Origin of the sequence: Arthrobacter sp. NPDC056691, assembly GCF_042791415.1 — a bacterium.
In the GTDB taxonomy this organism is placed as follows: domain Bacteria; phylum Actinomycetota; class Actinomycetes; order Actinomycetales; family Micrococcaceae; genus Arthrobacter.
Genome location: NZ_JBHTXX010000003.1, coordinates 160958 through 185550, shown reverse-complemented (window position 1 = coordinate 185550; position 24593 = coordinate 160958). Strand labels below are relative to the sequence as shown.

The 24593-nt window shown below is 66.4% G+C and carries 25 protein-coding genes; 16 read left to right on the top strand and 9 right to left on the bottom strand.

The window, feature by feature from the left end; genetic code table 11:
• Positions 1 to 6 precede the first annotated feature (6 nt).
• From ACFRAU_RS04430 to ACFRAU_RS04410, 5 genes are all read left to right on the top strand, one after another.
• Positions 7 to 954: a DUF1524 domain-containing protein gene (locus ACFRAU_RS04430; RefSeq protein ID WP_377998969.1), complete on the top strand. Its 948-nt coding sequence runs from the start codon at positions 7 to 9 to the stop codon at positions 952 to 954.
• Positions 955 to 992: 38 nt separating this feature from the next.
• Positions 993 to 2942, top strand: a complete 1950-nt coding sequence (locus ACFRAU_RS04425) for a hypothetical protein (RefSeq protein WP_377998968.1) — start codon at positions 993 to 995, stop codon at positions 2940 to 2942.
• A 292-nt stretch (positions 2943 to 3234) separates the two neighbouring features.
• Entirely contained in the window at positions 3235 to 3708 is a 474-nt protein-coding gene (locus ACFRAU_RS04420; RefSeq protein WP_377994952.1) for a DUF4383 domain-containing protein, read from the top strand.
• A 147-nt stretch (positions 3709 to 3855) separates the two neighbouring features.
• Positions 3856 to 4257 carry a hypothetical protein gene (locus tag ACFRAU_RS04415; RefSeq protein ID WP_377998967.1) on the top strand — a complete coding sequence of 134 codons (402 nt, stop codon included), beginning with the start codon at positions 3856 to 3858 and terminating at the stop codon, positions 4255 to 4257.
• A 115-nt stretch (positions 4258 to 4372) separates the two neighbouring features.
• On the top strand, positions 4373 to 4870 hold the full coding sequence (locus ACFRAU_RS04410) for a DinB family protein (protein ID WP_377998966.1): 498 nt from the start codon (positions 4373 to 4375) through the stop codon (positions 4868 to 4870).
• Positions 4871 to 4919: 49 nt separating this feature from the next.
• Here ACFRAU_RS04410 and ACFRAU_RS04405 read toward each other — a convergent pair whose 3' ends face one another.
• The gene (locus ACFRAU_RS04405; RefSeq protein ID WP_377998965.1) at positions 4920 to 5756 is read right to left on the bottom strand and encodes an oxidoreductase; all 837 of its coding nucleotides are present in this window, start codon (positions 5754 to 5756) and stop codon (positions 4920 to 4922) included.
• A 112-nt stretch (positions 5757 to 5868) separates the two neighbouring features.
• Between ACFRAU_RS04405 and ACFRAU_RS04400 the strand changes: the two genes are divergently transcribed.
• Positions 5869 to 6537, top strand: a complete 669-nt coding sequence (locus tag ACFRAU_RS04400) for a TetR family transcriptional regulator (RefSeq protein WP_377998964.1) — start codon at positions 5869 to 5871, stop codon at positions 6535 to 6537.
• 130 nt (positions 6538 to 6667) lie between these two features.
• On the opposite strand, the gene ACFRAU_RS04395 is transcribed toward ACFRAU_RS04400, so the two are convergent.
• Positions 6668 to 7606 (bottom strand): LysR substrate-binding domain-containing protein, encoded by a 939-nt coding sequence (locus tag ACFRAU_RS04395; RefSeq protein WP_377998963.1) that lies wholly within the window; start codon positions 7604 to 7606, stop codon positions 6668 to 6670.
• 240 nt (positions 7607 to 7846) lie between these two features.
• Here ACFRAU_RS04395 and ACFRAU_RS04390 point away from each other — a divergent pair, with 240 nt between their 5' ends.
• Entirely contained in the window at positions 7847 to 8962 is a 1116-nt protein-coding gene (locus tag ACFRAU_RS04390) for a PrpF domain-containing protein (protein WP_377998962.1), read from the top strand.
• Between the two features lie 32 nt (positions 8963 to 8994).
• Positions 8995 to 10440 (top strand): SLC13 family permease, encoded by a 1446-nt coding sequence (locus ACFRAU_RS04385; RefSeq protein WP_377998961.1) that lies wholly within the window; start codon positions 8995 to 8997, stop codon positions 10438 to 10440.
• Between the two features lie 263 nt (positions 10441 to 10703).
• Here ACFRAU_RS04385 and ACFRAU_RS04380 read toward each other — a convergent pair whose 3' ends face one another.
• Genes ACFRAU_RS04380 through ACFRAU_RS04360 form a run of 5 tightly spaced genes read right to left on the bottom strand, consistent with a single transcriptional unit; the run spans position 10704 to position 15057 of the window.
• A complete protein-coding gene (locus ACFRAU_RS04380) occupies positions 10704 to 11084 on the bottom strand; it encodes a RidA family protein (RefSeq protein ID WP_377998960.1) in 381 nt (126 codons plus the stop codon).
• A gap of 22 nt (positions 11085 to 11106) precedes the next feature.
• A complete protein-coding gene (locus ACFRAU_RS04375) occupies positions 11107 to 11871 on the bottom strand; it encodes an amino acid ABC transporter ATP-binding protein (RefSeq protein ID WP_377998959.1) in 765 nt (254 codons plus the stop codon).
• Positions 11871 to 12788: an amino acid ABC transporter permease gene (locus tag ACFRAU_RS04370; RefSeq protein ID WP_377998958.1), complete on the bottom strand. Its 918-nt coding sequence runs from the start codon at positions 12786 to 12788 to the stop codon at positions 11871 to 11873. Before ACFRAU_RS04370 ends, ACFRAU_RS04375 begins: the two co-directional genes overlap by 1 nt.
• Positions 12789 to 12817: 29 nt before the next feature.
• On the bottom strand, positions 12818 to 13759 hold the full coding sequence (locus tag ACFRAU_RS04365) for an ABC transporter substrate-binding protein (RefSeq protein WP_377998957.1): 942 nt from the start codon (positions 13757 to 13759) through the stop codon (positions 12818 to 12820).
• Positions 13759 to 15057: an alpha-hydroxy-acid oxidizing protein gene (locus ACFRAU_RS04360; protein ID WP_377998956.1), complete on the bottom strand. Its 1299-nt coding sequence runs from the start codon at positions 15055 to 15057 to the stop codon at positions 13759 to 13761. Before ACFRAU_RS04360 ends, ACFRAU_RS04365 begins: the two co-directional genes overlap by 1 nt.
• Positions 15058 to 15296: 239 nt before the next feature.
• On the opposite strand from ACFRAU_RS04360, the gene ACFRAU_RS04355 reads away from it, so the two are divergent.
• On the top strand, positions 15297 to 16889 hold the full coding sequence (locus ACFRAU_RS04355; protein WP_377998955.1) for a PucR family transcriptional regulator: 1593 nt from the start codon (positions 15297 to 15299) through the stop codon (positions 16887 to 16889).
• Positions 16890 to 16984: 95 nt separating this feature from the next.
• On the opposite strand, the gene ACFRAU_RS04350 is transcribed toward ACFRAU_RS04355, so the two are convergent.
• A complete protein-coding gene (locus ACFRAU_RS04350) occupies positions 16985 to 17494 on the bottom strand; it encodes a MarR family winged helix-turn-helix transcriptional regulator (RefSeq protein ID WP_377998954.1) in 510 nt (169 codons plus the stop codon).
• Between the two features lie 109 nt (positions 17495 to 17603).
• Here ACFRAU_RS04350 and ACFRAU_RS04345 point away from each other — a divergent pair, with 109 nt between their 5' ends.
• The 6 genes from ACFRAU_RS04345 to ACFRAU_RS04320 all read left to right on the top strand — a co-directional run bounded on the left by ACFRAU_RS04345 (position 17604) and on the right by ACFRAU_RS04320 (position 22805).
• Complete coding sequence (locus tag ACFRAU_RS04345) at positions 17604 to 18335, top strand: hypothetical protein (protein ID WP_377998953.1); 732 nt, start codon at positions 17604 to 17606, stop codon at positions 18333 to 18335.
• Between the two features lie 94 nt (positions 18336 to 18429).
• A complete protein-coding gene (locus tag ACFRAU_RS04340) occupies positions 18430 to 19530 on the top strand; it encodes a hypothetical protein (protein WP_377998952.1) in 1101 nt (366 codons plus the stop codon).
• Between the two features lie 66 nt (positions 19531 to 19596).
• Positions 19597 to 20490 (top strand): potassium channel family protein, encoded by an 894-nt coding sequence (locus tag ACFRAU_RS04335; RefSeq protein ID WP_377998951.1) that lies wholly within the window; start codon positions 19597 to 19599, stop codon positions 20488 to 20490.
• A gap of 97 nt (positions 20491 to 20587) precedes the next feature.
• Positions 20588 to 21451 carry a sugar phosphate isomerase/epimerase family protein gene (locus ACFRAU_RS04330; protein ID WP_377998950.1) on the top strand — a complete coding sequence of 288 codons (864 nt, stop codon included), beginning with the start codon at positions 20588 to 20590 and terminating at the stop codon, positions 21449 to 21451.
• A gap of 155 nt (positions 21452 to 21606) precedes the next feature.
• On the top strand, positions 21607 to 21756 hold the full coding sequence (locus ACFRAU_RS04325; protein WP_377998949.1) for a hypothetical protein: 150 nt from the start codon (positions 21607 to 21609) through the stop codon (positions 21754 to 21756).
• Positions 21757 to 21824: 68 nt separating this feature from the next.
• Positions 21825 to 22805 (top strand): SAM-dependent methyltransferase, encoded by a 981-nt coding sequence (locus ACFRAU_RS04320; RefSeq protein WP_377998948.1) that lies wholly within the window; start codon positions 21825 to 21827, stop codon positions 22803 to 22805.
• On the opposite strand, the gene ACFRAU_RS04315 is transcribed toward ACFRAU_RS04320, so the two are convergent.
• Positions 22797 to 23318, bottom strand: a complete 522-nt coding sequence (locus ACFRAU_RS04315; protein ID WP_377998947.1) for a flavodoxin domain-containing protein — start codon at positions 23316 to 23318, stop codon at positions 22797 to 22799. The two genes, ACFRAU_RS04320 and ACFRAU_RS04315, sit on opposite strands and share 9 nt — an antisense overlap.
• 182 nt (positions 23319 to 23500) lie before the next feature.
• On the opposite strand from ACFRAU_RS04315, the gene ACFRAU_RS04310 reads away from it, so the two are divergent.
• On the top strand, positions 23501 to 24577 hold the full coding sequence (locus tag ACFRAU_RS04310) for a glycerophosphodiester phosphodiesterase family protein (RefSeq protein ID WP_377998946.1): 1077 nt from the start codon (positions 23501 to 23503) through the stop codon (positions 24575 to 24577).
• Positions 24578 to 24593 lie beyond the last annotated feature (16 nt).

Genomic DNA, 24593 nt, shown 5'->3' with positions numbered 1-24593 from the left:
TCACCGATGAGCGGGTATCCATTCCCGGGAGACGCCACCAACCGGGCCCTGCTGAACACCTTGGTCCGGAAGGCGCCGTCGGGCCCTGAATTCCAGGAGTCCGCATTCGAATACCCCGTGGTCGATGAGCAGGGGTGCACCACCCGCGAGCGCGTCCTGATCGCTTTCGCCAGCGACCGGACATTGGCCTCGCCCTGCACGGTGCTCCATCCTCAGTGGGTGTCCGTCTGGGACCGCAATGTCCTGGTGGACCCCGCCGAGGTGGACGTCGTCCATCTGGTCCCGCTGGAGGAAGCCTGGCACTCGGGCGCCTGGGCATGGACCGCGAAGCAGCGCAGAGACTTCGCGAACGATCTGTCCAACGGCCTGGCGTTAAGGGTCCTGACGGCCACCACGAATGCCGAGCGCGGCTCGTCAGACCCGGCCCACTGGTTGCCGCCCTATGACGGGGGCAACTGCAACTACGCCGCCGAATGGGTATGGATCAAGGCCCGCTGGAACCTCACGACAGATCCCGCAGAATACGAGGCGCTAAAAACGCTTATCGACACAACAGACGCGGGTACCTGCGGCGAGAAGCCGGCCTATGTTCCGCCGCTCGGGCTCAGCCCCGGAGTTGGCCCGGCGTCGATCATCGGAGGCATCGGGGCTCCCTCCGGCACCCTGTACAGCCTCATCCGCGTGCAGGCATTCAACGCGGACCATCGGGTGGTGCGGGAAACCCGGGTGCGGCCTGAGGGTTTCTACGAACTGACAGGTCTGCCGCCGGGCGGCTACACGGTCAAGTTCCTCGGCGGCACCAGCGGCACCTCTGCCCAGTGGTACAGCGACCAGGGCCCGGGCGGCCCGCCGGAGGTGATCACAGTGAAAGCGGGCAGCATTGCCAGCGGCATTACGGTTGCCATGGTCGCGGCTCCCGGCGCGGCGGCATCGGTTCCGGGCGACGGCGGCTGACCCCTTTTCCGGCCGGACCCCTGGGCGGATCATTAGCTATGGCTACGGGGACAGTGCCCTTCGACTTCAGCGGCAACGGGGAGACACCCGAGCACCCGGACGCGGAGCGGCCGCCGGACCACGTGGTGGTCTTCGTGCACGGCATGGGGAAGGCTCTGAAGGGCGGCACGCTTCAGGAATGGGCGCAGCCGCTCATGCAGAGCCTGTACGACCTCTCCGTCGACGTGGCCGGGGACAACGAGGACCCGCCGCTCACCATCGATCAGGCCCACGCCGTGGGCGAGGCGCCTGAAGTCGTGGTCAGCGTTCTCCGCGACTACACCAGCGACCGGCAGCCGGACTACGTCCGCATCCTCATGACCGAGGCCTCGTGGGCATCCGACTTCACGCCCGCCAATGCAACATCAACCTACTGGTGGGCGTTCGCCACCGCCTGGCTCGTCTATGACCGGTTCCTGGAACTGGTCTTCTGGAACCTCTACCCCGGCGGGCGCAATTGGGGCAGCCTGAAGTGGCTGGCGAAGCGGGTCATCCAGGTGGGCCTGTACGCGGCCGTTGCGGTAGTGGGCATCTTTCTCCTGGTTGCCGCGCTGCTGGTGCTGCTGGTCCTCGTCATCCTGGCCCAGGTGCCCGGCGCCCGGCGGTGGCTGGGCAAGCTCGTGACCCTGTTCGCGGATTTCCTCGGCGACCCCGAGGTCTGGAAGCGCAAGCCCCTGCAGGCGGCTGCCATGCGGCAGAGGGTGAGCGACACGTTGCTGCGCTGGGACCATTCATCCGGCGTCGATGTGACCGTCGTGGCGCACAGCCAGGGTGCTGCCATCACGGGGCAGCTGCTTTTCCAGAACGCGGGCAGGGCCCGGGCAACCAACTTCGTCAGCGTCGGCAGCGGCCTGAGCCTGCTGGGCTACGCCGAATGGGGCGGCCGCAGCGAGGATCCGGTGGCTGACTGGCTCGCCAACGCACCCGGGACCCGGTGGATCAACGTGTGGGGAAAGTTCGACTTCGTTCCGGCCGGCCCCATTGGCACAAAGGCCTTGGGAGACGACCCGGTTTTCAGGAAGATCTACGACCGGAAGAGCGCCGGCACCGGCGGTCCCGGCCCGGAGGAACATCCTGTCTACAACCGGTCCGCTTTGATCAAGGACCACATCACGTATTCGAAGAACCGCATCGAGGTGATCGACCCGCTCGCTTCGCTGGTCCTGCTTCCCGCCAGGCCCCAGGGAGAGGTCCAGTTCGGGCCCGATCCAGGCGACAGGCGCCTCCGGCCGCACCGGGTCATGGTCAAAAGCCTCGGCGTGACCAGGCTCCTTGGAGCCATCAGCGGTCTTTTGGCAGCCCCGGCCATGCTGTCCTGGCTGGGGGCCCAGCCCTGGGCAAGGACACTCGTGCAGTGCGGGCCTCCCGGCGCCGGCCTTGATCCGTGGTGGTCGTCGTGGCTGTGCTCAGGGGGCCGCTACGACTGGACGGCCGCCCCGTCGCCGGACTGGTGGATCCTGGGCCTCGTGTCACTGCTGCTTGCCGGTGCGCTGATCAGCTTTCTCAACGGTCCCGTCTGGGGGATCCTCCACGGCCTGCTGGAGCGCCGCCGTCGGCCGCCGCGCCGGCGGATCGATGACAGGGCCGCCCACCTTCGGGGGCTGCTGGATCAGATGCGGGGTCGGCAGGTCACGGAGAACACGGACGAGCGGGTCGGCCGGGCCGCCGGTAATCCCTGGGTGAAAGTAGCCGTGTACCTGGTCACGGCTTTCGTTCTTGCCGTCGCGGTTCCCGTGGCTCTTCTCCGGCCCAGTCCGTTCTGGCTCGCCGTGTATGCGTTGTCCGTAGCGCTGTGGACATTTTGCTTTACCGGCACCGGAATCAGGCCGCTCGCGGCACGATTCGGCTTCCGGGAAGAACCCCCGACGGCGGACGGCAGGACAGCGGACAGCGCCCGGGAGGGCGCACCTCCCTTACCCGAACGGTTCCGGCCCCAGACGAACCCGTGACGGCCGACGGCGGTGCTGCCGCCGGGTAACAGGCCGGGGTCCCGTTAGCCTTGGGCTACTTCCGCCGCACCGGTGCCGCGCCTGGCCGCGGCACGGCGACGATGGTCAGGGCGTACCCAAGCTTCGAGCACACCGAACCAGCGCGCGGTCACGCGCCGGGAACCGCTGTTTCCCCTGTATACGCGCGGTTTTCAGGAGTAAGCTATGGCCGTCGGCAGGAAGTCCTGCGACTCCTTGCCGCGAGGCCGGCTCTCCATCTGAAGAGCCGGTAACCAGCGTGAAAGGGAGACTAATGACTACCGCTTCACACCCCGCCCACCACCACGCGTTGGGGTTGTCCCTTCACAACACCGCCTTGGGTCTGGGTGCGGTTTTCCTGCTGGTTGGCGTACTCGGGTTCATCCCGGGAATCACCAGCAATTACGGCGCCATGAGCTTTGCCGGCTATGGGTCCGGGGCAATGCTGCTTGGAGTATTCCAGGTATCAGTGCTGCACAACATCGTGCATATGCTGTTCGGCGTGGCCGGCATTGCAATGGCCCGGACAAACCAGATGGCCCGCTGGTTCCTGCTTGGCGGCGGCGCTGTGTACGTGGTCCTGTGGATCTACGGCCTGCTGATCGACATGGACGGGGGCGCCAACTTTGTCCCGTTTAACACTGCCGACAACTGGCTGCACCTGGTCCTCGGCGTCGCCATGATCGGGCTGGGCCTCTGGCTCGGCAGGGATGCCATGGAGAGGACGAGGGGAAGCGCTACCCCATAGCGCCATCCGCGTTTCGCTACAAACCGACGACGGCGGCCGTCCCCCGGGCGGGAAACCTGCTCTGGGGGCGGCCTCCGTCATTGTCAGTTGCGCGATCCTGACCTGGGATCGCTTTTTCGGTCCAGCCACTGATCAAAGGAGATCGTGATGCTCGGAGAACAAATCGGGGAACTCACCGGCCAAACCATCAGCACGCGGGTTCTGGAAGACACCGGCCGCGGTCCGCGCACCGAAGTGACCGACCACCAGGTCGGCACCCTCTGCGGTGCCCAGGTTGACGTGACGGTCACCTACATGGGCACGATCCGTCCCACCGGCACCGTCGCCGGCAACGGAAACGGTTTCGTCGTCACCTCAAGCGGGCAGACGGCCACGTTCACCGGCCACGGGGTGGGCCGTTTCACCGGTCCGGGTCAACTCACCTGGCGCGGTGCCCTGTTCTACGAAACCACGTCGGACGAGTTGAGCAGCCTCAACGGGATCGCCGTCCTGTTCGAGTACCAGGTGGCCGACGGCAAGTCCGAAGGCCGCCTGTTCGAGTGGAAGTAGCGACGGTCCGGAAGTAACAACGTTACCGATCCCACCGGCGTCGGTATCGAAGAGGCCCGGATGCAATCCGGGCCTCTTCATTGCTCCCGCGCCGTGCCCTTGGAATACTGCCTGCATGCCTTCTCTTCCCATTGCTTCCGCCGAGGACGTCATCAACCAGCCGGCGCGGATCCAGTTCGACGCCTTCCTTGACGAGCACCGCAGCAGGCTCAATGCCTCCCTTGACGGGCTGACGGAGGAACAGGCACGCCGGTCTTTGGTGCCTTCCCGGACCACGCTGCTGGGACTGGTCAAGCACGCGACCTTCGTTGAGAAGGTCTGGTTCGACGAAGCCATCACCTGCCGTTCCCGCGCGGACATCGGCATCCCGGCAACACCGGACGAGTCCTTCATCCTCGAGGACGGGGACACAGTCGCCGGCATCCAGGCCGCCCACCGCGACGCCTGCGAGGCATCGCGGCATGCGGCGGCTTCACTGCTCCTCGACGACCTGGTCCACGGCAACCGGCGCGGCCCGCTGCCGCTGCACTGGGTGTACCTGCACATGCTGCGCGAACTCGCGCAGCACTGCGGGCACGCGGACATCCTCCGCGAACAGATCCTCAGCAGCTGAAAGCGAGCAGCAATTGAGCTGAGTGCGGCCCGCGTGGGCGCCGTTATTGTCAGGCGGGCACGCCGGCGAAACGCTTGATGACGGAGTCGAATGTGCGGTCGGGCAGGACCCGGCTGAGCCAGATCATCGGGGTCGCCCCGATGCCGACGCTGTAGCGGGTGCGGGGCTTGCGGGCCGTGGCCGCCTTCGTGATGGCGCGGCCCACGACCTCGGGCGGCGAAGCCAGCCGGTAGCCCGGCTCGGAGCTCGCGGCGAGCGTCCTGGTCATGGCCTCCGCCTGCATGCGGTAGGCGCCCTGGCCGGAGGTGGCGCGCAGATTGTCGGCGGCGATAGCACCCCACTCGGTGCGGATCCCGCCCGGTTCAATGAGGACGACGTCGATGCCGAACGGCTCGAGCTCCAGGCGCATCGCATCACTGAGGCCCTCGACCGCGTACTTACTGGCGTGGTACCAGGAGCCCAGCGGTGTCGCGAAGCGCCCGCCCATCGAGCTGATGTTGATGATCCTGCCACTCCCCTGGGTCCGCATGTATGGCAGCACCAGCTGCGTCAGCCGGGCCAGGCCGAGCACGTTGACGTCGAGCTGGGCCTGCGCCTCGGTGAGAGGTACTTCTTCCAGGGAGCCGTAGGAGCCGTAGCCGGCGTTGTTCACGAGGACATCGATGCGCCCCTCGTCCGCGATGATGCGCTCGACGGCGGCGCGTGCCGACTCTTCATCCGTGACGTCGAGGGCGATCGTCCGAATGCCGGCCTGCTCGAGGGCGGCCATCCTGTCAGTCCGCCGCGCCGCGGCGTACACCGTGAAACCGGCGTCCTTGAGGTCGCGGGCGGCGACCTCTCCGATGCCGGAGGAGCCGCCGGTGACCAGTGCAACCTTCTTGTCCATGTCGGGTTTTCCGTTCTCTCGTTCTGCTTCAGTCCAATAAAGGACCACTGGTCTCTAATCTAAGAGACCGGCAGTCTTTAGTCAAGAGACCTCTGGTCTGTAAAATGGACGCATGAGTACTTTTCAGCGCGCCAGAAGCGAGGACCAGCGGGAGGCGAGGCGCCAGGTCATCCTGCAGACGGCAGCGACGATGCTTGAGGAGATGCCGGTCTCCGCTGTCAGCCTCAACGAGCTCAGCCGCCGCGTCGGACTGGCGAAGTCGAACGTGCTGCGCTATTTCGATTCGCGCGAGGCGGTGCTGCTCGACCTGCTCATCCAGCTCGCTGAGGAGTTCTTCACCCAGATCGGGAAACAGTTGCCCCACGTCGTCAAAGCCGATGCGTCGATCCGCGCCAGAGCGGGAGGGGTCGCCACGGCCCTGGCGAGCGAGATCGCGGCAAACCCGATGCTGTGCGAACTGCTCAGCGTTCAGGCGGGCGTCCTCGAGCACAACGTCTCCGCAGAGACGGTGGCGAAGTACAAGCGGGACGGCTACGCCAGCCTTGCCGGGTTCACCGCCGCACTCCGCCAGGCCCTCCCCGAGCTCAGCGAGGAGGATGCAGCAGAAGCAACGAGAACCATCACGCTGTTGGCCGGCGCCCTCTGGACCCATGCCCACCCACCCCAGGCCGTCCAGGACGCCTACGCCGCGGACCCGTCCCTCATATTCTTGCCCGCCGGCTTCGCCTCGTCCCTGGAGCGGACAATCAGCATCGTCCTCATGGGGCTCCTGGCCGACTGACCAACAACCTCAACTGCCCAACCGACCTGAGGGTGGAGTTTTTGTACAGCTGTCGCGGGCTGGAGGCCCTTTTCCGGCCATTATCTGTACAAAAACTCCACCCTCACCCCACCGCCACAACCCGCCGTTGCTACAAATAGTCGCCGGCATGTTCGCGGGCGATTTCCAGCAAGGTGGACTGAAAAGCCACCTCCGCCGGGGCATAGACCTTGTCCTGGCGTTGGGCCAGCAGCACCCGCCGCAGGGGTGCGGCGGAGCCGAGGCTGATGACCCTGACATCGGGGTGCTGCAGGGCGACGGCGGTCTTGGGCACCATGGCCACGCCCATTCCGACGCTCACCATCGCCTGGGCTTCCTGGTAGTCGTTGGCCAGGAAGCCGATGGCTGGCTCGAACCCGGCCTCGTGGGCGGAGCGCTGCAGCACTTCCACCACCGGGTGGGCCTCGGCCCGCACGATCCACGATTCCTTCCGCAGCTCCTCCATCCGGATCTCGTCGCGGCCGGCGAGCGGGTGCCCGCGGGCCATCAGGAGGACGGTGCTTTCCTGGAAGACTTCCGTGATCCGGATGGAATCGTCGTGAAAGCGATTCCAGGGGTAGTCCCAGAGCAGGCACAGACCGGTAACTCCGGACTGCAGGTCCGCCACAAGTTCATCGAAGCGTGCACTTCGCAGGGAGAGGCCAATGGCCGGGTACCTCTTCTTGAAGGCACGGATAACTGTGGGCAGGAATGACCCGGCGAGAGTGGGAAACGTCCCCACGGTCAGGGAACCGCGTTTGAGCCCGGCGATTTGGTCCAGGTCCGACTGGGCGGCCCGCATTTGCCCGACGATCTTGCGGGCGTGGCCGGCGAGCACCTGGCCTGCCTCGGTGGGCACCACACCACGGGAGCGGCGGTTGAGGAGGGGCTGGCCGACTTCCTGTTCAAGCTTTCGCAGCTGCTGGGAGACCGCGGAGGGCGTGTACATCATCAGCTCGGCCGCGGCAGTGATCGATCCCTGCTCCACGACCTCCACCAGCAGGGCAAGCCGCCGGATATCAAATAAATCCTGGCCTTCATCGTTAAGCAATGGTTCACCCTTCTTCTGCAATGGTTCATTCTATGCAGCCGCCAGCTCCGGCGCGGGAAAATGCAGACGGTCAGAGGGTCCGGGAGGCGGTTCGGACCGACATTATCCTCCTCCAAATCAATGAATGAAGGAACACTACACCACCCAAAGGAAATCCAACATTGTCTTCATTTGTGATCTGGCTCAATCTCGAACCAGGCCCGCGAACACATTGGGCGCAGAGAAGCTAAGGAACCGACCATGAAGATCGAAGCGGAATGGATGCGCGGAGGCACCAGCAAATGCTGGGTCTTCGAAACCGGACAGTTGGGCCAGACCGGAGCCAGCCCGGATGTGCTGCTTCCCCGGCTGTTCGGCAGTCCCGACCACCGGCAGATCGACGGCGTTGGCGGGGCTACGTCGACGACGAGCAAGGCGATGATCCTCAACCGTCCCGCAGGCGACGATGTGGACGTCGAGTTCACCTTCGCCCAGGTGGGCATCGAAGAGGCCGCCGTGGACTGGGGCAGCAACTGCGGCAACTGCTCGGCGGTGGTGGGGTTGTACGCCATCGAAAAGGGCTGGGTGGTGCCCACCGGCGACGTCACGCGGATCGTCACCCGCAACACCAACACCGGCCAGATCATCATCCAGCGGGTGTCCACGCCGTCCGGTGCCCTGCCGATCGTCCCGCAGGCGGAGATGCCGGGCGTGCCGTTCCCCGGATACCAGGTGGGCCTCGGCTTCCAGGACCCGGCCGGCAAAACCACCGGCCAACTGCTTCCCACGGGATCAGCCACGGACACGATCACCGCAGGCGGAACCCGCTGGACCGTCTCCATGGTCGACGCCGGAGCACCGGTCGTAATTCTCCGCGCCGAAGACCTTGGCCTTGACCCCGAGCGCCACCAGAACTGGTCCGCCGGGGTGGAGCTGCAACTCGAGACCATGGAGCACATCCGCCGCCAGGCAGCAGTGCGCATGGGGCTCGCAGCCACCACCAGCGAAGCGGCGCGCGCCGTCCCCAAGGTGGCGATCGTGGCTCCACCGGCCCAGGCCGACCCGGAAAGCGACGTCAGCGTCATGATGCTCTCGATGGGCAGGCCCCACCCGGCGCTGGCCATCACCGGAAGCATCGCCCTGACCCTCGCCGCCCGCACCCCGGGCACCGTACTCAACGACATCACCGGCGACACGGTTCAGCCCGCCCTGCGGCTGCGCACACCGGCCGGGGTCATCGAAACCTGGAGCGAGGAACGGGACGGATCGCTGCTCGTCGGCGTCGACCGGACAGCCCGCACTCTCGCCACCACCGTCATCCACCTCCCGGAGGCCCTCGGCAGCGCCGTCGATGCCTCCCTCGCCAGCGCCTCTTAATGACCAGCGCCACTCAATGAGGAGACAGCACCATGACTAAGACCGCAGAACAAACCGCACCCCTGGACAGCGACACCCGCGACGACCGCTCCCAACGTCCCAACCGCCGCCGCCGTATCCTGCTGCTGACGGTAGCCGCCGCGACTATTCTGGGTCTGGCCGCCCTCCTGTTCGGAGGTGCCCTCTTCAACCCCGCGGCCGCCTCGGAATCGGAGCCGACCATGACCGCCACCCAGATCATCCCGCTAGTCATCTTGGTGGTGATGTTCGTCGTCGCCACCAAATGGCCGCTGAACATCGGCATCATGGGGCTGGTGGCATCCTTCGGCGTCGGCTACTTCATGCTCGGAATGACCGACAAGCAGATCCTTGAGGAGTTCCCGGCCAGCATCGTCCTGACGATCATCGGCGTCACCTACTTCTTCAGCATGGCCCAACGCAACGGGACCATCGACATCATCGTCCAGACCTGCGTCCGCCTGGTCAGGGGTAAAACTGCGCTCCTCCCCTGGGTGTTCTTCCTCATGGCTGCCGCGCTGACGGCACTGGGCACCTTCTCCCCCGCCGCCGTCGCACTGCTGGCTCCGGCAGCCCTCGGACTTGCCTACGAGTCACGCATCCACCCGGTCCTCATGGGCGCCTTCGTCATCAACGGCGCCCACGCCGGCGGCTTCTCCCCGCTGTCCGTGGCCGGCGTGCTGGTGCACGACATCGCACTGAAAAACGGCTTCCCCATCTCGCAGGGCGCGCTGTTCACGGCCAGCTTCGCCCTCAACCTCATCCTCTCGGCCCTGACCATCGCGCTGTTCGCCCTACTGGGCAAGCTGCGCGACAACCACGCCAACGAATACGCAGGCCTGGACGCAACCCGCACCGGACGTCCCCGCGGCCAGCAGATCTTTACGCTGGCGCTGATCGCTGTGATCCTCGTGTGCACCCTGGGCTTCCACATGCCCATCGGCTTCGTCGCCCTCTCGGCCGGCCTCCTCCTGGCATTCGTCAACATCAAGGAGCACAAGTCCTTCGTCGGCGGCGTGTCCTGGTCCACCGTCCTGCTGGTGGCGGGCATGATCACCTATGTCTCCCTGCTCCAGCACGTCGGCGTCATCGACACCCTCGCCGAGCAGGCCCTCGCTCTCGGTGCCCCGCTGCTGATCGCTCTGGTCCTCTGCTACGTCATCGGCGTCGGCTCCGCCTTCGCCTCCTCCACCGCCCTGCTGACGGCATTCATACCCATGGCGGGTCCACTGCTGGCCACCAGCTCATTGAGCGCCTCCGGGACCGTCGCGGCTCTGGCCATCGCGGCCACCGTCGTGGACGTCTCCCCCTTCTCCACGGACGGCGCACTGGTGGTGGCCAACGCCCGCGAAAACGACCGCCAGCGCGTGTACAAGCAGCTGATGTTGTACGCCGGCGGAGTGGTCCTCGCGGCTCCCGCCCTGGCGTGGGCCCTGCTGGTACCCACCGGCATCATGTAATCCACCCAAGGCAGAGCACTCAAAGGTTGCTGCCTGTCGGTGACCGCTGACGGGCAGGATTGCCGGATTCACCTCCGGCAAGCGGACGGGACGGCCCTGCACTCCATCGCAACAGGTAGCCCGAAAGCCGGGCGCAGGACCGAACCCGTACGCGCACCAAAGGCAGGGCGGCTTTCACAGCCGCCCTGCCTTTTTGCTTTCCAGAAGGGTCCCGGCGGTGCGCCGGGCGCACGGGCCGGGACCCCGCCGTCGGAATTTGCTAGTTACGGGATAACCGCAACCGCGTCGATCTCCACCAGGAAGTCGCCCAGGAACGAACCCACCGTGGTCCGCGCCGGGTAGGGGGCAACAACGTACTTTTCGTAGACGGCGTTGAAAACGTCGAAGTCCCGCCCGGGATGGTGCAGGTGCACGGTGGCCTTGACCACGTGGGAGAAGTCGAGTCCGTGGGCGCCCAGGACTTCGCCCAGGTTCTTCATAGCCTGGACGGTCTGTTCCTCGATGGTGCTCCCCACCCGCTCATCGGTGACGGGGTCATGTGGTGTCTGGCCCGCCGTGTAGAGGAATCCGTTGGCTTCGATGGCCTGGGAGTAGGGGCCGGCCGGGCTGGGTGCGAGGCGGGTGGTGACTTGGTGCCGTGTCATGATGTGGGCCTTTCGGTTGTGCCTAGAGAACTTTGGAGAGGAACGCCTTGGTGCGCTGGTGCCGGGGGTTGTCCAGCACTTCCTCCGGCGGACCGCTTTCCACCACCACGCCGCCGTCCATGAACACCACCTGGTCGGCCACCTGCCGGGCGAAGCCCAGCTCGTGCGTGACCACCACCATGGTCATGCCGGCTTCAGCCAGGGACTTCATGACGTCCAGGACTTCGCCCACCAGCTCGGGGTCCAGCGCGGACGTGGGCTCGTCGAAGAGCATCAGCTTCGGCTTCATGGCCAGTGCCCTGGCGATCGCGATCCGCTGCTGCTGCCCGCCGGAGAGCTCCTGGGGGTAGGAGTGCCCGCGGTTGCCCAGTCCCACCCGGTCCAGGAGGGCCTGGGCTTCCACCACCACGTCCCTGCGGGGGCGGCCCAGCACGTGCACGGGGGCTTCGATGATGTTCTCCAGCACGGTCATGTGCGGGAAGAGGTTGAAGCGCTGGAACACCATGCCGGCGTTGAGCCGCGAGCGCGCCGTCTGGTGTTCCTTCATTTCGTAGAGCTTCCCGTTCCGCTCTGCGTAGCCCACCATGTGCTCATCCACGTACAGTCGGCCGGCATCGACTTTCTCAAGGTGGTTGATGCAGCGCAGGAACGTGGTCTTGCCGGAACCGGACGGGCCGATCAGGCAGGTCACGGATCCCTTTTCAACCCTGAGGTCGATGCCCTTCAGGATTTCGATAGCGCCGAAGTTCTTCCGGACTCCCCGGGCCTCCACCATGGCGGTAGTCATTATGCTGTCCTCGTCTTGGGTTTGCGGATCCGTCGCGGCGCTGCGTCGAAGCCGCGGCCGTAACGGCGTTCAAGTTTGTCCTGGAAGAAGCTCAGGACGGTGGTCATGAGCAGGTACCAGAGGCTGGCCACAATAAGCAGCGGAATGGTCTGGTAGTTGTTCGCGTAGATGATCTGGGCCGAATACAGCAGGTCCGAGATTGCCAGGACGCTCACCAGGGACGTGCCTTTCAGCATCGAAATGACCTGGTTTCCGGTGGGAGGCAGCACCACCCGCATGGCCTGGGGCAGGATCACCCGGTTCATGAGCTTGCCGCCGCTCATCCCCACGGCGCGGGCTGCATCGTATTGGCCCTTGTCCACGGAGCCGATGCCGCCGCGGATGATCTCGGCCATGTAGGCGGCTTCATTCAGGGACAGCCCCAGCAGCGCTGCACCCACCGGCGAGATCAGCACATTCGCGGATCCCAGGACCATGGACGGGCCGCCGAACGGAAGCCCGAACGCGATCACCGGGTACAGGGCCGCAATATTGTACCAAAAGATCAGCTGGACCAGCAGCGGAGTGCCGCGGAAAAACCAGATGTAGCCACGGCTGATGGTGCTCAGGATCGGATTGTCCGAGAGCCGCATGATGGCGAGCAGCGTGCCCAGGGCAATGCCGACGGTCATGGACACCACGGTCAGCAGGAGTGTCAGTCCGGCACCGGCCAGGATCTGCGGGGCGAACACATACTGCACCACCACGTCCCAGCGGTACCGTTCGTTCACTGCCACATCCCATGCTGCACTGAGCGCCACCAGGATGAGGATAATTGCCAGGGCCAGCCGGACCGGGTGCTTCAGGGGCACCACCGGAATGTCGTCACCGGCCGCCGCTGTGGCAGGCTCCCGGGTGTCAGGTACAAGCTTTTGCATGGTTGTCACCTTCTTTGTCAGCGCATTCATTACTGGGCGAAGTTGACGCGGGCGTCGGTGATGGCGCTGGACTCCAGGCCGTACTTCCCCAGCACCTTGGCGTATGACCCGCTCCTGATCACTGCATCCAGTGCCTTGGAGACGGACTTCACCAGGCCGGATTCCTTCGGCACGCCCACGCCCACCGGGGCGAACTCGTACGTCGCGGCCACCTCGATCTGCGGGTTCTGGGTGGCGGCGTAGTTCAGGATGGGCGAGTCAGCCAGCACGGTGTCCAGGCGTCCGCTGGTGAGGGCGGAGATGGCCTGCCGGGTGTCCTGGAATTCACTGCGCTGGATGCCTTCCTTGCCGGCCGCGGCGCATTCCTTGTCGTAACCAGGCACGTCCACGGTCAGCTGGTAGGAGCCGGTGAGGAGCCCCACCTTCCTGCCGCACAGGGCGTGCTGGTCCTTAATTCCGCCGGGATTGCCCTTGGGGACGGCAATGGCGGTGCCGATCTGCATGTAGTCGACAAAATCCAGGACTTCCATGCGCTTGGTGGTGGGCGTCATGGAGGAAACGGTCATGTCGTAACGGTTGGCGGCCAGACCGGGAATGATGGAGTCGAAATTGGCCACCTGGATCTCCACTTTGACGCCCAAAGCCTCGCCGATGAGGCGGGCCACGTCCGGGTTGGTTCCAGTCATCTCCTGCGTGCCCTCGCGGTAAAACTGCGTGGGCGGTTCGTTGGTGGGAATGGCCACGCGCAGCACCTTTGATGCCTTGATGGACGCAGGCAAAAGTTCGACGGCGGCCGGGTTGGCTTCCAGCGCAGGGACGCCGGTTCCCGCCGTGGCAGGGCTGCCGGACGGGTCCGACGGCGATGCGTTGCCGGCCGGGCTGCATGCCGTCACCGTCAGCATCAGCGCTGCAGTGACGACGACGGCCGGCAGGCCTGGTTTGATGCGTTGGATTGATGCGGGCTTCCTCATCAGGGGGTCCTCATTTCTGCAAGGCCCAGGCGGGCCTCCGGGATTACGGTGGGTTGGGTACGGGCAAAGGCTTCGCTGCGGTGCCGGATCAGGTCACGGCCTTCTGCCCGCAGTTCCTCGACGCTGGACACTCCGAGGAGCATCATGGTCCGGGTGATTTCGGCGTGGAACAGGTTCAGGACGTGGGCCACGCCCGCCTGGCCGGCTGCAGCCAGCCCGTAAAGGTAGGGCCGCCCGATCGAGCAGGCATCGGCACCGAGGGCCAGCGCCTTGACCACGTCGGAACCCCTGCGGATGCCGCCGTCGACGATGATTTCCATGCGCTGGCCAGTCCTGCCGACGATGTCCTGAAGGACGTCCAGCGGTGCGGCCATGTGGTCCAGCTGCCGTCCGCCGTGGTTACTGACCTGGATGGCGTCGATTCCCATGGCAGCCGCCAGTCCGGCGTCGTTCGGGTTGACGACACCCTTCAGCACGATTGGCCCGTTCCAGCGTTCCCGCAGCTCACGGATGTCGTCCCAGTCAGTGGGCTCGTAGGATCCCGCGAGGAGCGTCCGCCACATGTCCGGCGAGCTGGCGAGCGGACCCTCGGGAATTTCCGCGTCCAGGTTGGGGAAGGCAATGGCGTCGTTCGCTAGGAACCCGAGTGCCCAGGCCGGGTGCAGCGCTCCCTCCAGAACCGTCTTGGGCTTGATGGACGGCGGCGCGGTGAACCCGTTGCGGTAATCGCGTTCGCGGTGTCCGATGGCCCGGCAGTCGACGTTGACCAAAAGGGCTTCGTAGCCGGCGGCGGAGACCCTGTCCAAGACGGCCTGCAGCAGGCCCCGGTCCGGGGTGGGCTCCAGGTTGAACCAGCGCCGAAGCCCCGGCGCGGCGGCGCTGACGTCCTCCATGGGGGTGGTGCTCAGGTGCGCCAGGCCGTACGGGATGCCGGCGGCGGAGGCGGCCCGGGCGACGGCGGATTCACCACCGGGGTGGAACAGCCTGGTTCCGCCGGTGGGCGAGAGTGTTACCGGCATCGCCACTGGGCCACCCAACAGGGTTGACCCGAGGTCAAGGTCCTCCACCGATCCCCATTTGGGCAGGAAGGACCAGTCGTCGAATGAGGACAGGTTGCGGCGCAGCGATACCTCGTCCTCACCCCCGCCCTCGATGTATTCGAAGATGCTCTTGGGCAGGCGCCTGGCCGCCAGCTTCCGCATGTCCTCAACGCTGTAGCAGCTCCTGGCGAGGCGCTCGGAGACCGACCGGGCCGGTCCCTGCACCGAGGCCAGCGCCCTGATGTCCTTCAATTTCATGATGTGTCCTTTACGTTCCTGCTGGGATAACCCGTCCAGCGGCTTCCCCAATAGTGACGCAGATCTCTCCCGGTCTATATGTAAGTTCCTCCATAAGATATGGACTTCACTTGTGATAACTTCCATAGATGGACGCAGCGCGGTTACCGGACCACCTTCAGGCAGAGCGGTCACAGGCAGGGCGATCCCAGGACAGATCCCAGCCCGACCGATCCCAGCCGGGCATGCAGCAGGCTGTAGTGCGGTTGTCCGATTGCATCCAGCTCATGCAGGCAGATCTGGTCCACGCCAACCCCACGCCCGAGAACCTCGGGCACCCCGTCTCGGACGTCCTGATGTACGACCCCTTGGACAGCTGGTCCAGCGTGGATGACCGGATCATCCTGGCCGTCGGGTGCACTTACGGCTCACCGGATTTCAACCAGCTCCTGCACCGGGCAGCCAACAGCAACGCGGCAGCCGTGATCGTCAAGGCGCACGGCGCCAGGATGGAGGAGCTTCGTTCCGCCGCGGTCCTGCACAGCCTGGCCGTGCTGGTGGCCCCGGACCATGCCGACTGGACGCGCCTGGTGGCCCTGGCCAGGGCATCGGTGATGGGAGCGGCCGCGGACTCGGTCTCCGGGGTCCGGCTGGGTGATCTCTATGCCTTCGCCAACGCCGCGGCCTCCATCACCAACGGCGCGGCCAGCATCGTGGATCCGCTCGGCCGGATCCTCGGCTACTCCACGCTTCCCGGGCAGCCCATCGACGAGCTCCGCAGGATCACCACGCTCACCCTGCAGGAAACCACCCAGCCGGCGTTTGACCAGGACTTCAAGGTGGTCTATGCGGCACCCGGGGCGGTCGTGGTTCCCGCCGCGGACGACGGCATGGCCCGGCTCGCCCTGGCCGTCCGCGCCGGCGGCGAGCTGCTGGGCTCCATCTGGATCATCGACCCCGGGGACGAAAAACGCGCGACGGCCCTGAACGCGCTGGACCGGATGGCACCTCTGGCCGGGCTGCACATGCTCCACGCCCGCTCGGCCTCGGACTTTGGCGAACGGCGCAACGCGGACCTCATCCGGACGCTCATGGACGATACGCCGCATGCCTCCTTTGCGGCCGCGCAGCTCGGGCTCGATGCCGCCAGCGGTCTCGCGGTAGCAGCGTTTTCCATCGTGCGGCCGGAGACCGTGAGCCTGGAGTCGGTGCGTGAGATCCATCGTCTGCTGCATTTGGTGACCACTGTGTGCAACGTCCAGTTCACCACCAGCCACAGCGCACTGATCGGCTCAGTGGTGTACGCGCTGCTGCCGTGCCAGGGGTCCTCGCCCAGGGCCGCGCACGGGCGGATCCTGCACGAAATCGAGGCCTACGCGCACACCATCAGCTCCTTCCCGGTCATCGCCACCGTGGGAGGAATCGCCCAAAGCATCGACGGTCTCCCCCGCTCCAGGTCCCAGGCCACGCAAACCCTCCAGCACCTGCTCAACCAGCAGGCCCGCGGCGCCAGCGCGCCCCGCGTCGCGCTCTACGAGGACTTCCAGATCCCGCTGAACCTGCTGAAAATCGGTGAGTTCATTGCGGACAACGGACTGGCCGGCGCGGACCAGATCGCCAAAATCCAAGCCCACGACGCCGCGCAGCAAACCGATTACCTCAACACCCTGCGGACGTACCTGGCCACCAACGGAAACATCTCCGCCATGGCCGCGCAATTGCACGTGCACAACAACACCGTCCGGTACCGCGTGACCCGCCTCGCCGAGGACTTCAACCTGGACCTGGCGGACCCGCAGAAACGGCTCTGGCTGTGGCTGCGGGTGACCACCATGGACCTCGCAGCCACATAGCCCTGCCCCAGCATCCAAAGGCGCGGTGGGGACCGCGGCGGTTGCCGCCGTCGTCGGCTCTAAGGCACGACGGCGGGCCGGCGCCCGGCGTGCGGTCAGCCCTTCCGCCCGGCGTTCCGTCCGCCGTCGGGGGCTGAGCCGCGGTGGACGTCGCGGTGGAGGTCGCGGTCCAGCCCGTGGCCGTCGGCGAGCTGCGCGAGCAGCAGCTCAAGCTGCGCGACCTGTTCCCCGGAAAGCGGGGCCAGAAGCTCCGCCTCATGCTGTTCGGCGATCCCGCGCAGGTCACGCAGCACCCGCTGGCCCGCGTCGGTGAGGTGAAGTTCGTAGTTCCGCCGGTCGGTGTTACTGCGGACCCTTTCCACCAGCCCGCGTTCCTGGAGGGAGTCGATGAGGGACACCACCCGGCTGGGGACGGCACCCAGCCTGTCCGCGAGGGAGCGCTGGCTCAGTCCGGGCGCGCGGCCCAGCAGGCGGAGGACACCGGCGTCGCCCGGCGTGAGGCCGATCTCGCGCGTGCGGTCGGCAAAACGGGACGACGCCACGGCACCGAGCTGCGACAGGAGAAATGCTGTCCGTTTCGACCGGCCGGGGGTGGCTGAGTTCATGACTCCAGAATACATCCTTGACAGAATAATTCTGTAGGTGAACCATTTTAGTAGTGATGCAATAACGGTCCGGCCATGAGGGCCCGGGCCGGGCGGAAAGGGTTCAGCCATGAGTAACCGTTCAGTTCCGAATGAACCACACCGGGCCCGTTCGGGCGGCCCGCACCCGGGGGTTCTGGCCAGTGCCAGCCTGGGCATTTTCCTTGCCGGCCTCATCACATCCGCGGCGCTCACGGGTGGCCAGACGTTCGTTTCCCCGTTCGCGCCCGCCGACCAGGTGGCCGCGTTCTTCCGGCAGAACATTGCCGCAGCGAGGGTGGGCGGCATGCTCCAATTCGGCTCCGCCGTGCCGTTGGGAATCTATGCGGCCACCGTCTACGCGAGGCAGCTCCGGCTTGGGGTGCGCGTTCCCGGGCCGGCGATCGGCTTCTTCGGCGGCATCAGCGCAGCCATCTTCCTCATGTTCTCGGGTTCCGTGACCTGGCTGCTGAGCCGGCCCGAGGTCACCACGGACGCCACGCTCACGCACGCGCTCTCCTTTCTCGCGTTCATTACGGGCGGCGTCGGCTTCGTCGTCGGACTCGGCCTACTCGTGGCGGGGATCGCCGTCCCGTCGCTGATCCTGCGGTTCATGCCGCGGTGGCTGGCCTGGACCGGCCTCGTCATCGCCGCCCTGTCCGAGCTGAGCTTCCTGTCCATGGCGGTCGAGCCGCTCCAGTTCCTCCTGCCGATCGGCCGCTTCGGCGGGCTCCTCTGGCTGATCGCCGCCGGCTTCCTGCTGCCACGCAACCGGGCCGCAGCGAACCAGGAACCGCGGACGCAAGGGACGGTAACGCGATGACGACGGCGGAGGGCGGCTTTGCGCTTCCCTTGTGGGCCCAGCCGGAGCGGCAGTACGATCCCCTCACCTGACGGTTCCGTGGAAGTGGGCAACGATGCTCGAGACTGCGCGCAACACCAGAACGGACAGCCGCCGCGACCTGGTCACCGAACTCCTGGGCCTGTGGCTGGTGCTGGCCGTCTTCCTCGACGGCTGGGCGCACATTAACCTGCCGAGCCTGGAGACGTTCTTTACCCCGTGGCACGCGGCCCTCTACTCCGGCATGCTGGCCACGGCGGCGTGGACCGCCGTCGTGATCTGGCGCAACCGGACACCCGGGCAGCCACTGCTGCAGGCAATACCGCCGGGCTACCGCGGGACCGCGGCTGGCGTGGTCCTCTTCGCCACGGCCGGCGGCCTGGACCTGCTGTGGCACGAACTCCTGGGCATCGAGGTTTCACTGGACGCTCTGGTCAGCCCCACGCACCTGCTCCTCGGCTTCAGCCTCTTCCTCATCCTGGGCACCGCCGTGCGGAGTGCCCGCGCGGCGGTTCGCGCAGCCGGCCACACCGGGAATCTCCGGCTGACCCCGGCGGCGATTTTCGCCGTCGTCCTCATGACCGGGCTGGGAGCGTTCTTCCTCATCTACGTCTCCGCCTTCGTCCGGCCGGGACCGACAGCCCTCTTCACCCCGACGCCGTTCGGCAGCCCCGGACGCAACCAATCGGAGCTGCCGGTAGTCGTCACCCTGGCGAGCTACCTGCTGACCACAGCGCTGATCATCGCCCCGTTCCTCTTCACACTCTCCACCGCTCAGCGCCCCGCCCGTGGCATCGTCACCCTGCTGGTGCTGGTCGCCGCCTGGCTTCCCGTGGCGATGATCGGCCTGCACCCCTATTCGATTGCCGGAGCCGCGGGCGCGACCATTGCCGCCATTGTTGCCGACCTGCTGCTGACCCGGATTCCGGACACCTGGCTGGGCCGGCGGCTGCCCGCCGTCACCGCCGGCATCGCGGCGCTGCTGTGGACGGGACAGCTGGTGGCGTTCACGGTGACGGACGCGATCCGCTGGCCGGTCTCGCTCTGGCTGGGCTCGGTGGTGCTGAGCGCGGCGGTGGCGGCCGGCCTCGCACTGCTCAGTTCGTGGGCGCCGGGGCGGTCGGCGCGTCCGGAACAGGGCGACGGCGGCGGCAGCCCCGCCGTCGAAAGTCTCTGACCGCGAGCGCCAACACATGGCCATGCCCGTAGGGCACCAAGGGATGGCGGGATCCTAAGATGAGGCATGGACTTCTGGGACGTCTTGTGGACTGCGACCGGAGCCGGGCTGATTCTGCTGATGCTCGTCGACGTCTTCCACACCCTGCTTTACCCGCACGGCTCCGGTCCCGTGTGCAGGACAATAATGCACGGATTCTGGCGCCTCTCCAGACTGTCCAGGAACGGATCCTCGTCGATCGCGGCTCCCGCGGCCATGGCTGCCGTCATCGGCGCCTGGGCAACCATGGCTGTCCTGGGCTGGGCATTTCTCTACCTGCCGCACCTGCCCGAGGGTTTCATCTACGGTGACAGGGTTCCCCGGCAGGCGGATTTCCCCGAAGCCGTCTACATCTCCATGGTCACTCTTTCCACCGTCGGATTCGGCGAGGTGGTGGCAGGCCATCCTTTGCTCAGGCTCGTCTCGGCCGCCCAGGCAGTCATGGGCTTTGGTTTGCTGACGGCCACGGTCTCGTGGATCCTTCAGATGTACCCTGCCCTGAACCGCCGCCGTGCCCTTGCCCATCAACTGAACCTTTTCCGGGAAGCGGCAAGTCCCGGCGGTCCGCTCACCATCAGTCCAGGCCATGCCGCCGCGCTGCTCGAGTCACTGGCCGGCAGCGTCGCGGCCGTCAGCATAGACCTGCTCGCCTTCCACGAAACGTACTATTTCCAGGAGGTCGAGCAGAGGGGCTCCCTGCCGGCCACAGTCACGTACGCCCAGCAGCTCGCGTCCGAAGCCAAGGCCAGCGACAACACCGACCTGCAGTTCGCAGGGCGGATGCTTGAGGCGGCATTGGACGATCTCGCCAAGGTTCTCCGGGGCAGGTTCGGGCACGCCGGCACAACGTCCACCGAAGTTTTCGAGCACTATTCCACGCACCACCGGCACCGCCGGTCCCGCGAAGCCGGCACTCCGTAGGTTCGGCTACGTTAGAGCATTGACATCCCGAAATATGTCCTGACAAACTGACAAATGCGCCACACTGGCACTCGGTCACGCTCTTCCAAGGGAAAACATGAAGATCTCAATGAATTCGACGGCGGCGTTCCACGGCACCACCGTCCGGGACATCGCGGTGGCCAAGGCGGCCGGCTATGACGCCGTGGAACTCCAGACGCCCAAGTTGTTCCGCTTCCTCGATGCCGGCTACACGGGGCACGATCTGGTGCCGCTGCTGGACGGATTTCCAGTCTCCGGTGTGGGCGCCATCCAGGAGGCCCCGGACGAGGAGCTCAAGCGGGATGCCGCCCGGCTCTCCGAGGTGGCAAGCATCGTCGGGGCGCCGTTCGTGCAGATGTGCACCGGCCCGGTGGACGTGCGGGTGGTCAAGGAGTTCCGCGCCGGCTCCCTGGGCGACGACGACCTGCGGTTCCGCGGCGCGCTGGGCATGGGCGATAAGGAGGCTCTCGCCGACACCGCACGCCGGGTGGCCCTGGCCGCGGACATCGCCGCCGACCACGGCGTGAGCCTGTACCTGGAGCCGCTGGCCTGGTCCCCCGTGAACCGCGTCAGCCAGGCGCTGCAGATCTTCGAGACCATCGACCGGCCCAACGCCAAACTGTGCGTGGACTTCTGGCACTTCTGGGCCTCCGGCGACACCCCCGAGGACATCGCGGCCCTCCCCGCGGACCTGATCGCCGCCGTCCATGTGTGCGACGGCCTGCATGTTCCGCCCGGCGAGGTCCCCGACCAGTCGGTTTCCCGCAACGTCTGGACCGGCGCGGGCAACATCCCGCTGCAGGAGTGGACCGACGCCTGCAAAGCCACCGGCTACGACGGCTGGTACTGCCCGGAGACCTTCTGCGACAAGGTGGCCGAGCTCGACGACGTCCTCGTCGCCTCGACATTGCGCAACACCGTCCGGATGCTTCTCGCCTGACAGTTCTGCCTGGTTCAGCGGTGAAATCCCCCGCCACCATGTGAGCAGACGGATACAAGAACGAAACGTTGGGTCGACGCCGTGAAACATGCCATGGCTACGCTAATTCCTACCTAAGAGCGGTTCATCCGCAGGTCATTTGGAAGGAAATAGCCATGCTTTGGAATACCTTGAACCTGTTTTTCACCGCGCGCACTGACGGGAACTCCCACTTCGGCGAGGCCGCGTCGAATTCCACTTTTCCCCAGGGCCAGCTCACGTCTGCTGCCTGGGAAGGCTGGTGGGACAGCGCCGCGCAGGCATGACCCGCATCACAGGCATTCGGGGGTAGGCTCGCCACGAGTGATCCACGACGGCGGGGAGGGCGAGGGGCGTGACAGAACAGGGACGCAGTGCCGAACTGGAGGGCAGCAGCGGATTCAAGGACCGGGGACTTCCGCTGACAGCCTTGGCCGTCGCGGCCGGCCGGGCCGTCGAGACGTCACGGGCCGACCCGCTCGTGGCGGATCCCTTCGCCTCAGCACTGGTGGTGGCGGCGCGCTCCCACCTGGACCTGCCGACAGTGTGGCCGGCAGAACCAGCGGAAGCCCCTCCCCTCCAGCAGCCTCTCCTGCTTGCCTCCATCTACATCGGCATGCGGACCAGGTTCATCGACGACTTCCTGCAGTCCGAGCCTCCCACAACGCAGACAGTGGTTCTCGGCGCAGGACTCGACACCCGGGCCTTCCGGCTGCCGTGGCCGGCCGGGGCCAAGGTCATTGAGATCGACAGCGCCAACGTCCTGGAGTTCAAGTCCCATGTGCTGAGCCGGCTTGCCGCGAAGCCCGGGTGCGAACTGATCACCCTGCCCGCGGACCTGTCCCTGCCCTGGCGGGAGCCGCTCCTCGCCGCCGGCTTTGACCCGGCGCAGCCCACCACGTGGGTCCTCGAGGGCCTGCTGCCGTACCTCGATGCCGCTTCGCAGCACGCGGTGCTGGGGGAAATTGCAGCACTGTCGGCACCCGGATCCCGGGCGGTGATCGAGCGGGCGGTGCCACTGCCGAAGACTGACGACATCGAAGCCAAGCTGCTGGAGTTCAGCCAGCAGACGGGCCTGCCCATGAGCGAGCTGCTGGCGCGGGCCGATCCGCCGGACCCGGTGGAGCTGCTCGAGGCAGCCGGCTGGCGCTGCAGCGGGCACAGCGTTGAGGAGCTGTGTTCGACGTACGGCCGGGTCCTGTCCCTGGCCGCCGGCCCCGAAACCGAACCCGAACCCGAACCCGAACCCGAACCCGAAAAGGATGAGTCCACACGGGAGCCTCAGCCAGCTCCCGGCGAGTCCCGGGGAGGCTTCGTCACCGCCTGGCTACGGTAGATCGGATTTTGTTAGTTCGGCGGTGACCTGGTCCGTCCAGGCGTCCACAGCCGCCCAGTCCCGCAGATCCCCGAAGCGTCCGCCGGTGAGCCGGAACAGCGCCCGGAGCACCGCCGGCAACTGGCTGGCCTGGTAGACGCCGGAAAAGACAGCGTGGCCGCGAAGCTGAACGTCCTGGAACTGCGTTTGCTCCAGACGTTGCTGCTGCAGTACCGCACCGCGGTTCCGAAACAGCTTTGGCAGGCCGTCGGCCATCCCCACGCTGAAGGCCCAGACGGGCCGTTCGGCCAGCCCGGGCGCATGCTGGCTGAGGAACTGCACAGCCGGGGGCAGCCACGCCTGGTTGTGGATGGCGCTGCCCACCAGCACCGCCTCGTAACCGGCGACCGACTCGACCTCGTCCACGGACCGGCACTCCACCTCGCCCAGTGCAGCCGCCATGCGTGACGCCACATGCTGGGCTATCTCGCGGGTGGAACCCAGCGCACTTGCATAGGCAACAAGAACAGTCATGGTTGAGCCTCCTGCGTTTTCTTTCTCCAGTCTGAGGGAACCCGTGCCGTCTGGAAACTGGTCCGGGCAACGTCGTTAACCTCAGCGCCACCTCCCCGCAGACGGAAGGCAACCTGGCCTCCCTAGGGTGAACGGGTCGGCGGCTCAGCGCCGGCCACCGACTCCCGGAGGAACCAAAAACCATGCGCAAAGTCCTTACCGCAGCGGCCGCCGTCGCGCTTTTCACCACAGCGTTTGCCTCAACGGCGGGAACCGCCGTCGCCGCTCCGACAGCGGACGCCGGGTCGCCGTCGTCGAACGCTGCCGGCAGCGAAACGTCCGCTATCAAGACGATTGAGCGCAACGGTTCCTTCGACCTGCAGTCGCACCGCGGCGGCCGCGGCGAGTGGACCGAGGAGTCTCTGGCCGCGTTCGCGAACTCGCTGAAGCTGGGCGTGAGCACGCTGGAGCTGGACACGCACCTGACCGATGACGGCAAGGTGATCGTCTGGCACGACGACACAATCCAGGCCAACAAGTGCGTGGACACCGCGCCCGCCACCGCCAACGACCCCGAGTACCCGTACGTGGGCCGCCGGGTGGCAGAGCTGTCGCTGGCCCAGATCAAGACCCTCAACTGTGGCTTCAGGCAGCTGCCGGGCTACCCGGAGCAGCAGGTGATCGAGGGCAACCGCATCGCCGAGCTCAAGGACGTGTTCGCATTGGTCACGGAGTCCGGCGCCAAAAAGGTCCGTTTCAACGTGGAGACCAAGGTGGAGGACGGCCAGGCCGGCGGCGCGGGTTCCGTGGCGCTGACCAAGGCCGTGGTCACCGAGATCTACATGGCGGGGATGTCCCGCCGCACCACCGTGCAGTCGTTCGACTGGTCCACGCTGAACTACACCAAGAAGATCGCCCCGCAGCTGCCCGTCGTGGCACTCTCCAGCGGCGACGCCTGGCTGCAGGTGGGCAAGCCCGGCGCAGCTCCGGAGCTCGGCGGCATCGACATCGACGACTACGACGGCTCCCTCCCCAAGGCCGCCAAGGCCCTCGGCTACGACGTCATCTCCCCCGCGTTCGCATCCGTCACGCCGAAAATGATCGCCGAGGCGCACGAGTTCGGCCTGCCCGTCATCCCGTGGACCGTGAACACCACCGCGGACATGGCCCGCCTGATGGACCTCGGCGTGGACGGCATCATCACCGACTACCCCACCCGCCTGCGCACGCTCATGGACCAGCGCGGGCTGAAGCTGCCGAAGGCCTACGCCAGCCACTGACCGGGCCGGGCCCCAC

Excerpts from the sequence above, each read along its gene's own strand:
- ACFRAU_RS04415 (WP_377998967.1), top strand. The coding sequence starts at position 3,856 with ATGCTCGGAGAACAAATCGGGGAACTCACCGGCCAAACCATCAGCACG.
- ACFRAU_RS04430 (WP_377998969.1), top strand. The coding sequence starts at position 7 with ATGAGCGGGTATCCATTCCCGGGAGACGCCACCAACCGGGCCCTGCTG.
- ACFRAU_RS04385 (WP_377998961.1), top strand. The coding sequence starts at position 8,995 with ATGACTAAGACCGCAGAACAAACCGCACCCCTGGACAGCGACACCCGC.
- ACFRAU_RS04335 (WP_377998951.1), top strand. The coding sequence starts at position 19,597 with ATGGACTTCTGGGACGTCTTGTGGACTGCGACCGGAGCCGGGCTGATT.
- ACFRAU_RS04420 (WP_377994952.1), top strand. The coding sequence starts at position 3,235 with ATGACTACCGCTTCACACCCCGCCCACCACCACGCGTTGGGGTTGTCC.
- ACFRAU_RS04350 (WP_377998954.1), bottom strand. The coding sequence starts at position 17,494 with ATGAACTCAGCCACCCCCGGCCGGTCGAAACGGACAGCATTTCTCCTG.
- ACFRAU_RS04310 (WP_377998946.1), top strand. The coding sequence starts at position 23,501 with ATGCGCAAAGTCCTTACCGCAGCGGCCGCCGTCGCGCTTTTCACCACA.
- ACFRAU_RS04390 (WP_377998962.1), top strand. The coding sequence starts at position 7,847 with ATGAAGATCGAAGCGGAATGGATGCGCGGAGGCACCAGCAAATGCTGG.
- ACFRAU_RS04400 (WP_377998964.1), top strand. The coding sequence starts at position 5,869 with ATGAGTACTTTTCAGCGCGCCAGAAGCGAGGACCAGCGGGAGGCGAGG.
- ACFRAU_RS04325 (WP_377998949.1), top strand. The coding sequence starts at position 21,607 with ATGCTTTGGAATACCTTGAACCTGTTTTTCACCGCGCGCACTGACGGG.
- ACFRAU_RS04425 (WP_377998968.1), top strand. The coding sequence starts at position 993 with ATGGCTACGGGGACAGTGCCCTTCGACTTCAGCGGCAACGGGGAGACA.
- ACFRAU_RS04370 (WP_377998958.1), bottom strand. The coding sequence starts at position 12,788 with ATGCAAAAGCTTGTACCTGACACCCGGGAGCCTGCCACAGCGGCGGCC.
- ACFRAU_RS04330 (WP_377998950.1), top strand. The coding sequence starts at position 20,588 with ATGAAGATCTCAATGAATTCGACGGCGGCGTTCCACGGCACCACCGTC.
- ACFRAU_RS04360 (WP_377998956.1), bottom strand. The coding sequence starts at position 15,057 with ATGAAATTGAAGGACATCAGGGCGCTGGCCTCGGTGCAGGGACCGGCC.
- ACFRAU_RS04345 (WP_377998953.1), top strand. The coding sequence starts at position 17,604 with ATGAGTAACCGTTCAGTTCCGAATGAACCACACCGGGCCCGTTCGGGC.
- ACFRAU_RS04365 (WP_377998957.1), bottom strand. The coding sequence starts at position 13,759 with ATGAGGAAGCCCGCATCAATCCAACGCATCAAACCAGGCCTGCCGGCC.
- ACFRAU_RS04405 (WP_377998965.1), bottom strand. The coding sequence starts at position 5,756 with ATGGACAAGAAGGTTGCACTGGTCACCGGCGGCTCCTCCGGCATCGGA.
- ACFRAU_RS04315 (WP_377998947.1), bottom strand. The coding sequence starts at position 23,318 with ATGACTGTTCTTGTTGCCTATGCAAGTGCGCTGGGTTCCACCCGCGAG.
- ACFRAU_RS04340 (WP_377998952.1), top strand. The coding sequence starts at position 18,430 with ATGCTCGAGACTGCGCGCAACACCAGAACGGACAGCCGCCGCGACCTG.
- ACFRAU_RS04410 (WP_377998966.1), top strand. The coding sequence starts at position 4,373 with ATGCCTTCTCTTCCCATTGCTTCCGCCGAGGACGTCATCAACCAGCCG.
- ACFRAU_RS04375 (WP_377998959.1), bottom strand. The coding sequence starts at position 11,871 with ATGACTACCGCCATGGTGGAGGCCCGGGGAGTCCGGAAGAACTTCGGC.
- ACFRAU_RS04380 (WP_377998960.1), bottom strand. The coding sequence starts at position 11,084 with ATGACACGGCACCAAGTCACCACCCGCCTCGCACCCAGCCCGGCCGGC.